We start from the raw sequence: 13,817 nt of genomic DNA on the forward strand, positions 1-13,817 counted from the left end.
GCACCTTCACTGATACCTACCGGAGCAAAAGATGAAAAAAACGATTGGCAGACTGGCCCTGGCCGCCACCCTTGGCGCATCGGCACTGGCTTTTAACGCCGGGGCGGCACTGCCCGTTGGCGCGAAAGCCCCTGATTTCGAGTTGCAGGGTGCGCTGGCGGGCAAAGCCATCACTTTCTCGCTGCAACAGGCGTTACAAAAAGGGCCGGTGGTGCTCTATTTCTTCCCGGCCGCCTTCAGCAAGGGCTGCACCCTGGAGGCGCATGACTTTGCTGAGGCCACGGACAGCTTCAGCAAACTGGGCGCAACCGTGGTCGGGGTGACCGCAGGAAATACTGACCAGGTGAGTGATTTCTCGAAGCTGGAATGCCGCGATAAGTTCGCCGTTGCCGCCGATCCAGGGGCGAAAGTGGCCGCGCAGTACCAGACCACCATGCAGATGAAAGGCAAAACCCTCTCTGAGCGGACTTCATTTGTGATTGCCCCCGACCACAGCATCCTGCTGAGCTATACCGACCGTAACCCTGACAGCCATATCCAGAAAGCCATGGAGACGGTCAAAGCCTGGGACAAATCACATCCGTCAGCCCTCTAATTTCCCTCGCGAGGTCAGTCATGTTGACAGCCATTTTTGCCGCCTTTCTGGGCGGCATCATCCTTAACCTGATGCCCTGTGTCTTTCCGATCGTCTCCCTGAAGGCATTTGGCTTACTGCGTCATCAGGGGCAACAGGCTGAGGCACGCCGCGAGGGACTGGGTTTTTTGCTGGGCGTGCTGCTGGCGATGATGGTGCTGGCCGCCATACTGTTGGCGGCCAGAGCCGGAGGTGCCGCCGTCGGCTGGGGGTTTCAACTTCAGTCACCGCTGGTGATTGCCATTCTGGCGCTGGTGATGCTGGCCGCAGCACTTAATCTGCTGGGGGTGTTTGAGGTCGGGATGTCGCTCCAGCGTGTCGGTGAAATCAACGGCGGCGGTGGCGCTTTCAGCCGTTCAGCCCTGACCGGCGCGCTGGCCATTGTGATAGCCACGCCGTGCTCTGCGCCCTTTATGGCCGGGGCCATCGGTTACGCCCTGCTGCAACCCCCGGCGGTGGCGCTGACGGTATTCTTTTTCCTCGCGCTGGGGTTTGCCGCGCCCTTTACCCTGCTGTCGCTGTTTCCGCTACTGGCAAAGGTTCTGCCGCGTCCGGGCGCATGGATGGCGGTGCTGAAGCGTGCACTGGCTTTCCCGATGCTTGGTGCCTGGGCCTGGCTGGTGTGGGTGCTGGCTCAACAGGCGGGCACCGCCGCGCTTGGCGTGCTGCTGGCCGGTTCGGTGGTGACAGGCTTTGCGGCCTGGCTGTACGGGATCGCCCAGCAGCGGCGCATCAACGGTAAAGGCTATCGCCTCACCGGCGTGGTCGCCGCCGCCCTGATCGTCGCGGTGCTGGTGCCGCTGCCGAAGGTGATGCATGTCGCCCCATCGGCACCCGAGCTGGCTAAGCTGCAATGGACGCCGCAGGCGGTGCAACAGCAGCGCGGGCACGGCAGGGCGATTTTTGTCGATTTCACCGCCTCATGGTGTATCACCTGTCAGGTCAATGAGCGTACCTCCCTCTCGACGCCGGCGGTAAAGCAGGCGCTGGCTGAAACCGGTGCCTGGTATATGGTGGCGGACTCCACTAAATTTAATCCTGATGTTGATGATGCGCTCAGTCAGTTCGGGCAGGGGGGACTGCCGCTGTATGTGGTTTATCCCGCCAATGGCGGCCCACCTGAGGTGCTGCCGCAGGTATTGACGCCGGACATTGTGGTGAAGGCGCTGAACCGCGCGGCGGGCAGGAAAATCTGATTTCTCCTGCCTCAGCAAAAAATGAGGTGGCGATAACAGGATGCAATATGGATAAGTGCGATGCGGTGACGCGGGAGAGGTGGCCGGAACTGATGGTCCGTGCTCAGGCTGGTGACGGGCAGGCATACAACCGGCTGCTGACCGCGCTGGTGCCGGTCATTCGCACCCTGGCGGCAAAAAAAATTGCTGACCAGACGCTGCTGGAGGATGTGATTCAGGATGTGTTACTCAGCATCCACCGGGTGCGGCACACCTGGGACCCGGACTATCCTTTTCTGCCCTGGCTGATGGCGATTGTCTCTGCCCGTGCCACCGATGCATTGCGGCGACGCGGCCGCCGCCAGCACTGGGAGGTGGAAGAGGCTGCCGTGCCGGAAGGTGAGCAGCCCGTCACGCCTGTCGGAGGGGATACGTCTGCGGAGCTGGCAGGTTTTCTGCTACAGCTGCCGGCCCGTCAGCGGGAAATGGTCGAACAGGTGCATTTACGTGAAATGAGCCTGGCAGAGGCCGCCGCGCACAGCAATCTCAGCGTCTCTGCCGTTAAGTCACTGCTGCATCGCGCATTAAAAAATCTACGACGGTTCGGAGCCGGTGATGAAAGATCATAATCTGTTAATTGCGCAACTGAGCCGGTCAGTGCCCCCCGTCAGACGCGCCCCCGGTATCAACCAGCGGCTGGCAGGCTGGCTGGCGATTGCCTTACCGGTGGGGACCGGCACCGGCCTGTTGCTTAACCGGGCGCTGACCGACTGGACAGCAACGGGGGCAGGCTGGACCGCCTTGCAATCACTGCTCTCCTTTCTGCTGGGGATACTGGCTATCCGCGCGGCCTTTGGCCTGAGCATCGCCGGTCGCCGGGTAACAGGCTGGAGGCTGTTTCTGCCGCTGACCACGCTGTGGCTGGTCAGCTCCCTGCTGCAAATGCCTGCCAGTCCCTTGCCGGTCAACCTTGCTGAGGGCACCGGCTGCTATCTGTTCCTGCTGGGGGTCGCTACCCCGATGAGCCTGGTGATGATTGCCAGCCTGCGCCGTACACCGCTGCTCTGTCCGCTGCGCAGTCTGGCGATGGCGGGATTTGGCGTGGCATGGATAGCCGTCACCCTGCTGGCATTCTGTCACCCGATTCACTTCCATCTGCACGATCTGCTGATGCATCTGGCGGCCTGTGTGACCATCGTGCTGCTGACCATGGCGCTGGGAAAGCGCTTCGTCGCGCTGAACGTCGGGCGTTAAAATTAACGGCTGTGACATCAACGCGGATGCTTCTTATCGTTTTCTTTACCTGACGATAACTGACCCCTGTCATAAAGTGCGGCTAGACTGATAATGAGAATGAACGTTCATTAAAGGAATGCCGACAGATGGTTTTCAATAAAATTGCACTGGTAGGGCTGACGCTGCTGATGGTGGGCTGCGATCAGAAGGCTGACAACAATGCCACTGAAAGGGTGACAGAAGTCGGGGTGGTGACCCTGAAATCTGCGCCGGTGGAGCTGTTCAGTAACCTTAATGGTCGGGTAACCGGGACGATGGTGTCTGACGTCCGGCCGCAGGTGGATGGCATTATCAAGCAGCGTCTGTTTACCGAAGGCAGCGAGGTAAAGCAGGGCCAGGTGCTGTATCAGATCGATCCGGCCAGCTATCAGGCCAGCTACGATCAGGCCGTGGCGCAGCTGAATAATGCCATTGCCGTGGTGAAGAGCAGCAAATTAAAAGCCCAGCGTTACAAGGCGCTGCTGAGTGAAGAGGGGGTATCCCGCCAGGATGCGGATGATGCTGAGGCGACCTGGCAGCAGAATCTGGCCTCCGTTGCCCAGTACCGCGCTGCGGTGGAAAGCGCCCGCATCAATCTGGACTGGACAAAAATCAAAGCGCCGATCTCAGGTCGCATCGGCATCTCATCCGTTACTCCCGGTGCACTGGTCAGCTCCGGCCAGTCCGATGCGCTGGCGACCATCCGTGCCCTCGACCCGATTTATGTCGATCTCACCCAGTCCAGCAGCCAGCTGTTAAAACTGAAAAAACAGCAGGCCGGACGACCGGACAGCGACAGCGTGCCGGTCACCGTCACGCTGGACGATGGCACCCGCTATCCGCAAACCGGCAAACTGGAGCTGACGGAAGTGGCCGTTGATGAATCCACCGGCATGGTTACCCTGCGGGCCATTTTCCCCAATCCGGATCGCGACCTGTTACCGGGCATGTACGTGCGGGCGGCGGTCAGCAATGGCGTGAAACAGGATGCGATCCTCGCGCCTCAGCAGGGCATCAGCCGTGATGCCAAAGGCAACGCCACCGCGTTGGTGGTGGACAAAGAGAATAAAGTGGTGAGCCGCGAAGTGGTGACCAGCCAGGTGCTTGGCAACCAGTGGCTGGTCAGCAGCGGGCTGGCGGCGGGCGACCGGCTGATTACCGAAGGAACCGGTAAAGTCCAGGCGGGGATGACGGTGAAAGCCACTGAAGTCAGCGACAGTAAAACCGCTGCCGACGCTCAGCCAGCCAGCGGAGGCCAGTAAGCATGTTTGCACAGTTTTTTATCCGGCGGCCGGTGTTCGCCTGGGTTATCGCTATCGTGATCATGATGGCGGGTATTCTCAGCATCAACAGCCTGCCGGTGGCGCAGTACCCCGACGTGGCACCGCCACAGGTGAGCATCCAGGCCACCTACACCGGTGCGTCAGCGGAAACGCTGGAAAGCAGCGTCACCCAGGTGATTGAGCAGCAGCTCACCGGGCTGAATGGCCTGCTCTATTTCTCCTCATCCAGCACCGCCTCTACCGGCCAGGTGAAAATCACCGTGACCTTCGAACAGGGAACCGATCCCGACATCGCCCAGGTGCAGGTGCAGAACAAAGTCCAGCAGGCGGAAAGTCGCCTGCCTGAAGCGGTGACCTCACAGGGTGTGACGGTGGAGAAAGCGCAGAGCGACTTCCTGCTGATTATGTCGCTGTATGACAAAACCAACAAAAGCAGCTCTTCTGACGTTGCCGATTACCTGGTCAGTAATATGCAGGATACGCTGGCGCGCCTGCCTGGCGTGGGTGGCGTACAGGTGTTTGGCGCGGAATATGCCATGCGTATCTGGCTGGATCCGGTCAAACTGGCCGCCTTTTCGCTGATGCCTTCTGATGTGGAAACGGCGCTGGAAAACCAGAATACCCAGGTCTCTTCCGGCCAGCTTGGCGCTTTGCCGTCGGGGAAAGAGCAACAGCTGGTTGCCACGGTGCAGTCCCGCTCGCGCTTACAGACGCCGGAGCAGTTTCGCAACATCATCCTGAAAAGCAAAACCGACGGTTCGGCGGTGCGGCTCAGTGACGTCGCCAGGGTTGAAATGGGCGACGATGACTACAGCTCCAGCGTGCTGGCTAATGGTCATCCCGCCTCGGGTATTGCCATCCAGCTGTCGCCGGGGGCCAATGCCCTCTCTACCGCAGAGAACGTCAAAAAGGCGGTGGAGGAGTTTAAAAGCAGTATGCCTGCCGGTTACAGCGTGGCTTATCCGCTCGACAGCACCGACTTTGTGAAAATCTCCATTGAAGAGGTGGTGAAAACGCTGGTCGAGGCGATCCTGCTGGTGATCGTGGTGATGTTTGTCTTTTTGCAAAACATTCGCACCACGCTGATCCCGGCCATCGCCGTGCCGGTGGTGCTGCTCGGCACCTTTGGCGTGCTGGCGGCATTCGGGTACTCCATTAACACCCTGACCATGTTTGGGATGGTGCTGGCGATAGGGTTGCTGGTGGATGATGCCATCGTGGTGGTGGAAAACGTCGAGCGGGTAATGCGTGAGGAGAACCTGCCGCCGCGCCAGGCAACGGAAAAATCGATGCGGGAAATCACCGGGGCGCTGGTCGGCATCGCGCTGGTGCTGTCGGCGGTGTTTTTGCCGATGGTGTTTTTCAGTGGCTCGACCGGCGTGATTTACCGGCAGTTTTCTATCACCATCGTCTCTTCCATGCTGCTGTCGGTGGTGGTGGCGCTGACGCTGACACCGGCACTCTGTGCCACCATGCTGAAACCCCACCGGCCGCAGAAAAAAGAAAAAGGGTTTTTCCCGTGGTTTAACCGCAGCTACGAGCGCGTGCAGACGCGTTATCAACACGGCGTTGCACGGGTAATCCACAGCCCGCTGCGTTATTTCCTGCTCTACGCGCTGATCCTTGTCGGCTGTGCGCTGCTCTATCTGCGCCTGCCCACCGGTTTTCTGCCCACCGAAGACCAGGGCTACATTATGGTGCAGTACCAGCTTGCCCCTGGCGCGACGGAAAACCGCACCAGCGAAGTACGCAAAGCGGTACAGGACTATTTTCAGACCAGTGAAAAAGAGAATGTTGAAGTCAGTATGCTGGTCAATGGCTTCAGCTTTGCCGGTAGCGGACAGAATGCCGGGGTGGGATTTATCGCGCTGAAAAACTGGGATCAACGCAAGGGTGAAGAGAACAGCGCGGCGGGCATTGCGGCCCGCGCGATGCAACATCTCTCAGCCATCCGCGACGCACAAATTATCGTCATGACGCCGCCTGCGGTTTCCGGTCTTGGACAGTCTGATGGCTTCACCATGGAGTTGCAGGCGCGGGCCGGAACCGACCGCAGCCAGCTGATGAAGCTGCGTGATCAGCTGATCGCCGCAGCGGCCAGCGATCCCACCCTCACCAGCGTACGTGCCAACTCTCTGCCGGATTTGCCACAGTTGCAGGTCAATATCGACGATGAAAAGGCGCAATCGCTGGGCCTGTCGATTGCCGATATCAACAGCACCTTAAGCGCGGCCATTGGCGGCTCTTATGTTAATGATTTCACCGACCGGGGCCGGGTGAAAAAAGTCTATATGCAGGGCGATGCCGACTTCCGCAGTAAACCGGAAGATATCAACGGCTGGTTTGTGCGCGGCAGCGACAGCAGCGGCAACGACACCATGGTGCCTTTCTCCTCGTTTTCTTCCTCGCAGTGGGCCTACGGCGCTGACGCCCTGTCACGCTATAACGGTCTGTCATCCTATGAAATCCAGGGAACGGCGGCATCCGGCAGCAGCTCGGGTGATGCCATGACCGCGATGGAAAAACTGGCGGCGAAACTGCCGGCAGGCAGCACCTATGCCTGGACCGGGCTGTCGTATCAGGAACGGCTGGCCGGGAGTCAGGCCATGTCGCTGTATGCCATCTCGCTGATTGTGGTGTTCCTCTGTCTGGCGGCGCTGTATGAAAGCTGGTCGGTGCCATTCTCGGTGATGATGGTGGTGCCGCTGGGCATTATAGGCGCGCTGCTGGCCACCGAGCTGCGCGGGCTGGAAAACGACGTCTATTTCCAGGTGGCGATGCTGACCATCATCGGGCTGTCGGCCAAAAACGCCATTCTGATTGTGGAGTTTGCCGAAGAGAATTACCGCAAAGGGCAGAGCCTGCTGGAGGCGGCGATCCACGCGGCGGCGATGCGTCTGCGTCCGATTATTATGACCTCGCTGGCCTTTATTGCGGGTGTGCTGCCGCTGGCGGTGTCAACCGGCGCGGGTGCTAACAGCCGTATTGCCATCGGCACAGGGATTATTGGCGGAACCCTCTCCGCCACGCTGCTGGCAATTTTCTTTGTCCCGCTGTTTTTTGTGCTGGTGAGACGGGTATTCCCGGCGAAGCCGCAGTATGACGAGCAACTGCCCGTTGAAGAGAAAGGAGAATAAGATGTCAGCAAAATTAATGGCGTTATGCCTGCCGTGGTTGCTGGCTGGTTGTATCTCGCTGGACCCCCACTACCAGCGGCCGACCGTCCCGCTGCAACAACCCAAAGGCGAGGCGTATGGCGCGCAGAGTCAGGCGACGATGGGCAACTACCGGGAAACCGCGGTGGAGAGCTATATCCTCGATGCCAGGCTGCGTCAGGTGGTGGGCCTGGCGCTGGATAACAGCCGTGACCTGCGTGAAGCCGTGGCCAGCGTGAAAGCGGCGAGGGCGCAGTATGGCGAGGAGCGTTCGGCGCTGTTCCCGACCATCAATGCCGAACTGAGCGGCAGCCGCTCGCGGTCGCTGACCGGAGAGGGTAACCAGACCGCGCTCAGTTCCAGTTACACCGCGCAGGGCGCAACCAGCTCATTTGAGCTGGACTTGTTTGGTAAGAATCAGAGCCTGAGCCGTGAACAGTATGAAACCTGGCTCAGTACGCTGGAGGGAGCGCGCAGCACCCGTCTTACCGTGCTGTACAACACCGTTAACTACTGGCTGACGCTGGCGGCGGACCAGAGCAATCTGACCATTGCCCGGGACACCGCAGAGAGCGCCCGCCGCTCGCTGGAGATTACTCGTGCCCAGCTGCGTCACGGCACGGTATCGATGGTGGATGTCTCCTCCGCGGAAACCACCTTACAGTCGGCGCTGTCGGATGTTGCCAGCTATCAGACCAGCGTGGCGCAGGACAAAAACGCGCTGGATCTGGTGGTGGGCAAAACGGTGCCGGATAATTTGTTGCCGCAGGGGATAGATTCGCTGGGCAACGCCTTTCAGGCGATCCCGGCCGGTATTTCGTCAGAGGTGTTGCTGAATCGTCCGGATGTGCTCTCAGCCGAGCACGATCTGAAATCGGCCAATGCCAGTATCGGCGCGGCGCGGGCCAACTTCTTCCCCACCATTTCGCTCACCGCCAGCGGGGGAACCGGCAGTGCCGATCTCTCTTCTCTGTTCAGACATGGCGCAGGGGTATGGAGTTTTGCGCCCTCGGTGTCACTGCCGCTGTTCAGCGGAGGCTATAACCTCTCGCAGCTGAAATACACCCAGGCGCAGAAAGAGTACTACGTGGCGGCGTATGAGAAAGCGGTGCAGACCGCGTTCCAGGAGGTGGCTGACGCGCTGGCCCGGCGGGGCACCATCCACGATCAGCTGCTCAGTCAGCAGAACGCGGTGGCCTCAGCGCAGCGCTATTACCACCTGGCGGATCTGCGTTACCGCAACGGCATCGATACCTATATCAATGCGCTGGATGCACAGCGAACGCTCTATACCGCCCGGTCCTCTCTGGTCAGCACGCAGCAGGCGTACTATCAGAATCTGATCACCTTCTACAAGGTGATGGGTGGCGGCACGGCGCTGAAGAGGTCGGACAGCAAAATCTGACTGTTTACCGGCCAGCATTGCTGGCCGGTTATTTTTAAGGGTGACCAGAGGAAAACGGTGAGCAGAAAAGCCAGCACACAGCTGATGTGTAAACAACAGGAGCAAATCCTCAGCGCCGCAAAAAGCTGCTTCAGTGAGAGCGGTTTTCACGGGGCCAGTATGGCGCAACTGATCCGGTCATCCGGCCTGGCGGCGGCGCAGATTTATCGCGCTTTCCCCGGCAAGGCCTCGCTGATTGTGGCCGTCACCGCCGTGGTGGCAAAAGAATGGCGTGAATTCCTGCTGCTGAAGCTTTCTGGCAGCATCCGTCTCGGCGAGATGTTTGACCGGGCGTCGCTGTTCTGGTCGGGCTGGAGCCGATGCCAGCAGCAGCTGTTGATTGAAATCTACGCGGAAGCGTCCCGCAACGAGCAGGTCAGGGTGATTCTGCTGGCGGAAGAGCAACGGCTGATCGACGCGCTGCTGGCACATCGTCTCCCTGCGCTGAGCCGGACCGGCATTGAAATGATCCTGCTCATCCTCGATGGCCTGGTCTGGCGCTGTTTCAGCAGTCCGCAGCCAGACCAGAATGAACTGAAGCGCATTGAAGGGATGCTGTTTGCCGGAGAATGACACCTTTTTTGCGGCCAGACGGATCTGGAGATGACTGGTCGGGTCACGGCTCAGCCTGTTGCCGTCTGCCCAGTGCAACGTCCCGCCTGGTCGGAATATCAGGCGCGGTAACGGCCCTGAGAGCGTGGCTCTCCGGCGGCCGGTCAAAAATCAGTGGGTGTCCACCCGTTGTAAAATACTCTGCACGGCATCGGTCAGCACTTTACCGGCAGGGTTTCCCTTTAAACGACGGCGGATAATTAAGCCGTCGATCATCACCGCAGCAAAAGTCAGCCGCGTGGCAAGAACAGACTCGTTGTCAGCGGGATAACTCTGCCGCTTTCTGCTTAACACATGGTTGAGCAGCTGGCTGAAAGCATCACCGATCATCGTCTCATAATGGGGGTTTCTGGCGGCTTCGGCAGAAATGTTCATCAGCAGCACAATATTCTGTTCAAATTGCTGTACCGCCTGATTGTGGTTCTCTGCCGCCAGATGAAACGGCATGGTGGCTTTTTCGACGCTGTCCTGACGCATCGAAACGCTGATCAGCTCGTGGGTGATGCTGCTGACCAGCGCCTCAATCACCGCGTCTTTATTTTTGAAATAGCGGTAGATCAGCCCGGTGCTGATACCCGCCTGCTCTGCAATGCTGTGAACCGAGGTATTGTGAAATCCTTTTTCGTGCACGCACTTTCGGGCGGCAGCGAGGATTTTCGCGGGTTGATCTGTCACGGCCATGCTCCCTCATCGCGCAGTTTCTGGCTTATTCGCGCCGGTAAAAGGGAAGTATACGTACCCTCTCCGGGTGGGGCAAATGCCATCGCCGGATGACAGCGGCAGACGTTAAACGGGGCGAGAACGGCGGCTCACCCGGCAAAACGCAGCCCTTCAGCCGCGCTGATAACGCCGTTCAGCCACTGGCTTTCGCCGTGGCGGCGCTTAACGCCATCACCGCGCTCGCCACGGTAAACAGGGCGATGATCCAGGCCATCGTCCAGGGGGTGCCGTCACTGAACAATGCCAGCAGCAGCGAAGAAATAATTCCACTGCCATACTGCAAGGCACCAATCAGCGCGGATGCCGCACCGGCACCACCCGGCTGTGCATCCAGGGCAGCGGCGGTGGCGGCGATAATGCCGTTCATGGCAAAGAAGATAAACACCGGCACGGCGATCATCAGCACGCCGCCTGTATTCAGCCTGCTGAACAGCGCCAGGGCGAGTGCCGCAAGGGTGGCGATAATCACGGCGATCTTAAGCAGTTTTTCCAGCGGATAGCGATAAACCAGCCGCCGGTTCAGGGTACTGACTACCATCAGCCCGACAATATTTACCGCAAACAGCCAGCCGTAATGCTGCGCTGCCACGCCAAACCAGGTGATATAGACAAAGGGCGAACCGGTGATAAACGCATAGGCGGCAACATAATAAAAGGTCAGGCACAGGGTGAAACGCATAAAGCCGCGGTTTTTCAGCAGGCGATAATACTGGCTGAAAGCGCTGCTCAGGGATGCCGGGGTGCGTTTCTCCTGCGGCAGGGTTTCCGGCAGCCAGTACAGAGCGGGCAGCATCAGCACCCCCAGCGCGGCCAGCAGCCAGAAAATGGCATGCCATGAGGTGACCTTAATCATCTGCCCACCCAACAGCGGCCCGGCGATGGGAGCAATCGCCATTACGATAATCAGGGTGGAGAGCATCTGGGCGCTGCGACTGCGGCTGAACAGATCGCGGATCATGGCGCGTGCCAGCATCGGTCCGGTACAGGCCCCCAGCGCCTGAAACACCCGCCAGAACACGATTTGCCCGATATTTTCCGAGAGGGCACAGCCCACCGAGCCGATAATAAACAGCACCATACCCACAAACAGCGGTAACCGGCGGCCAAAATGGTCGCTCAGCGGTCCCCAGATTAACTGCGCCAGACAAAAACCCGCCAGGAAACCGGTAATGGTTAACTCCGCGTCACCGTGCAGTTGCTGCGCCATCACCGGCATGGCAGGCAGATAAATATCGGTGGAGAGCGAAGTGAAAGCCATTAAGGCGCTGAGGATCACAATAAAGGTTGCGCCACGGGTTTTATGGCCTGCGGGATGCGCGTGAGTGAAGGAGTCGGTCATGGTGGCCCTTGTAAACAGGATAGCCGGACAGCATAACGGCAGAGCATGCGGAAATAATCAGGGCAAATCAGATAACCACTATGAGCAGAATTCATAGATAGTGATGCCGTACCGGGCTGCATGGCGCTGTTGCTGGCCGTTGCAACCGTTAAGAAGACCGTCAGCATTGACCCGACAGGGTCATATGTAATCACAACGTTATAAAAATGTCTTAAAGAAAGTTGGGCATTAACATACCCTTGTGATTTGTAGTGGAATGCTCTGTATTTGCCTTTGTAAGCGAATTAATCCTGCATTAAAGTCGATTGTTCAGGCGTTATCTTTTTTTAATTATTTGCTGAACTCTCTGATTGATTAGCTGATATTATACGACCCTCGCTTTACATAATCCTTACAATAAAAAATAGTTAACTTTTATCTTATGATGGCAAAAACAGGGAAGTCTCTGGCGCTGTGCGTCAGCTTATTTATATGCAATACCGTTGCCGCACCATTAACCCCCGCGGACCGTGACTTTATTCAACAACAGCAGCAACAGCAACTGCAACAGGCGCAGCAGCAACGCGATGCGTTATGGCAGGCGGTAACGCCGCAGCCCGCGCCGGTAGCGGGTTCTGCTGCGGGCGGACCCTGTTTTACCATTGACCAGATTATCCTGCGAAATAGCACGCTGATTTCTGAGCGTCAGCAACAACGACTGACGGCGGGATATATTCATCGCTGCCTTAATCTGGCGGCAATTAATACGCTGGTGAATAACGTTTCCAACTGGTATATGCAACGCGGCTATATTACCAGCCGGGCATTTTTAACCGCGCAGGATTTATCTTCCGGCAAACTGTTTATTCAGATCCTGGAAGGAAAAGTCGAATCCATTCGTCTGGAAGGCAAACAGCCGCTGATGTTGCGCACGGTATTTCCCGGCGTCGAGGGGCATATTCTCAACCTGCGCGATATTGAGCAGGGGATGGAACAGATTAACCGGGTGCGTAACACGCCGGTGCAGATTGAAATTCAACCCGCCGCTCAAGCTGGCTATTCAGTGATTAATCTCAGCGGAAAAGCGGAATTTCCTCTGGGTGTGACGCTGGGCTTCGATAACAGCGGGCAGCGCAGCACCGGCACCGGTCAGCTGACCGCGTCTGCCACCGGCAATAATCTGCTGGGCGTGGCGGACCGCTGGACGCTCAGCGGTGGGCGCAGCAGCGCCTTCAGCCAGTGGCGTGATGCACAGAACATGCAGGCGGGCGTCAGCGTGCCCTATGGCTATGGCCTGCTGGATTACAGCTACAGCTGGAGCAACTATCACAGCAGTTTTGTCAGCGACGATTTTACCTGGCTGAGTAACGGCGACAATGTTGCCCATCGCCTTAACGGCTCGTGGGTGTTGTTTCGCAATGGCGAGATTAAAACCGGGATGCAGCTGGGCCTGAACCACTATGTCAGCCATAACTACCTCAACAGCGCACTGTTACAGAGCAGCAGCCGCAAATTAACCAGCCTGCAATTCGGCCTCGATCACAGCCAGAAAATCGCCGGTGGCGTCGCCACGCTGAATCCGGCCTTCACCCGGGGGATGCCGTGGTTTGATGCTGAAAGTGACCAGGGTAAAAACGACAACGCCCCCAAAGCCAGCTTCCGTAAATGGAGTCTCACCGGCAGTTTTCAGCGCCCGCTGACTGACCGCCTGTGGTGGCTGAGCAGCTTCTACGCCCAGTGGTCGCCGGACCGTCTTTATGGCAGCGAACGGCTGACGCTGGGGGGTGAAAGCTCGGTGCGCGGCTTCAAAGAGCAATATCTTTCCGGTGATGCCGGCGGCTGGCTGCGTAACGAACTGAATTACAGTTTGTTTACGCTGCCGGTGATGGGCGACGTCAGTGCCGTAATGGCGGCGGATGGCGGCTGGCTGAAAAGCGATCCGCAAAATCCTGAATTCACCGGCACCCTGTGGGGCAGTGCGGTGGGACTGACCACCCGCAACCGGCATTTTTACACCCAGTACACCCTGGCGGTGCCGCTCAGCTATCCCGCTTATCTGAATGCGGATCGTGCCAGTATTTATGCCCGCGTCGGGCTGATCTTTTAAGAGAGAATGATTATGGACAATCGTCAGCCCGTTTCTGCCGCCCGTCGGCTGTTAAGTTACCTGGTCTGTTATCTGCTGGCGGTCCAGCCGATGC

The 13,817-nt window shown here is 58.4% G+C and carries 11 protein-coding genes; 9 read left to right on the forward strand and 2 right to left on the reverse strand.

Annotation, left to right across the window (positions count from 1 at the left end; translation table 11 throughout):
• Window positions 1-31 precede the first annotated feature (31 nt).
• From BG55_RS15670 to BG55_RS15705, 8 genes are all read left to right on the forward strand, one after another.
• Window positions 32-595, forward strand: coding sequence for a peroxiredoxin (locus BG55_RS15670; RefSeq protein ID WP_034939405.1), 564 nt, complete (start codon window positions 32-34; stop codon window positions 593-595).
• Window positions 596-615: 20 nt separating this feature from the next.
• Window positions 616-1,830 carry a protein-disulfide reductase DsbD family protein gene (locus tag BG55_RS15675; RefSeq protein WP_034939407.1) on the forward strand — a complete coding sequence of 405 codons (1,215 nt, stop codon included), beginning with the start codon at window positions 616-618 and terminating at the stop codon, window positions 1,828-1,830.
• 47 nt (window positions 1,831-1,877) lie between these two features.
• Window positions 1,878-2,438, forward strand: a complete 561-nt coding sequence (locus BG55_RS15680) for a sigma-70 family RNA polymerase sigma factor (protein ID WP_034939409.1) — start codon at window positions 1,878-1,880, stop codon at window positions 2,436-2,438.
• Complete coding sequence (locus BG55_RS15685; RefSeq protein ID WP_034939410.1) at window positions 2,425-3,063, forward strand: NrsF family protein; 639 nt, start codon at window positions 2,425-2,427, stop codon at window positions 3,061-3,063. Before BG55_RS15680 ends, BG55_RS15685 begins: the two co-directional genes overlap by 14 nt.
• Window positions 3,064-3,191: 128 nt before the next feature.
• Complete coding sequence (locus tag BG55_RS15690; protein ID WP_034939412.1) at window positions 3,192-4,346, forward strand: efflux RND transporter periplasmic adaptor subunit; 1,155 nt, start codon at window positions 3,192-3,194, stop codon at window positions 4,344-4,346.
• Window positions 4,347-4,348: 2 nt separating this feature from the next.
• The gene (locus BG55_RS15695) at window positions 4,349-7,504 is read left to right on the forward strand and encodes an efflux RND transporter permease subunit (protein WP_034939413.1); all 3,156 of its coding nucleotides are present in this window, start codon (window positions 4,349-4,351) and stop codon (window positions 7,502-7,504) included.
• 1 nt (window position 7,505) lies between these two features.
• The gene (locus BG55_RS15700) at window positions 7,506-8,927 is read left to right on the forward strand and encodes an efflux transporter outer membrane subunit (protein WP_034939416.1); all 1,422 of its coding nucleotides are present in this window, start codon (window positions 7,506-7,508) and stop codon (window positions 8,925-8,927) included.
• 57 nt (window positions 8,928-8,984) lie between these two features.
• Window positions 8,985-9,539 carry a TetR/AcrR family transcriptional regulator gene (locus tag BG55_RS15705; protein ID WP_084276326.1) on the forward strand — a complete coding sequence of 185 codons (555 nt, stop codon included), beginning with the start codon at window positions 8,985-8,987 and terminating at the stop codon, window positions 9,537-9,539.
• A gap of 150 nt (window positions 9,540-9,689) precedes the next feature.
• Here BG55_RS15705 and BG55_RS21495 read toward each other — a convergent pair whose 3' ends face one another.
• On the reverse strand, window positions 9,690-10,253 hold the full coding sequence (locus tag BG55_RS21495; RefSeq protein ID WP_160170868.1) for a TetR/AcrR family transcriptional regulator: 564 nt from the start codon (window positions 10,251-10,253) through the stop codon (window positions 9,690-9,692).
• Window positions 10,254-10,431: 178 nt separating this feature from the next.
• Complete coding sequence (locus BG55_RS15715; protein WP_034939418.1) at window positions 10,432-11,637, reverse strand: multidrug effflux MFS transporter; 1,206 nt, start codon at window positions 11,635-11,637, stop codon at window positions 10,432-10,434.
• A 421-nt stretch (window positions 11,638-12,058) separates the two neighbouring features.
• Between BG55_RS15715 and BG55_RS15720 the strand changes: the two genes are divergently transcribed.
• Window positions 12,059-13,723, forward strand: coding sequence for a ShlB/FhaC/HecB family hemolysin secretion/activation protein (locus BG55_RS15720; protein WP_034939421.1), 1,665 nt, complete (start codon window positions 12,059-12,061; stop codon window positions 13,721-13,723).
• Window positions 13,724-13,817: the final 94 nt, after the last annotated feature.

This window comes from Erwinia mallotivora (assembly GCF_000590885.1).
Taxonomy (GTDB): Bacteria; Pseudomonadota; Gammaproteobacteria; order Enterobacterales; family Enterobacteriaceae; genus Erwinia; species Erwinia mallotivora.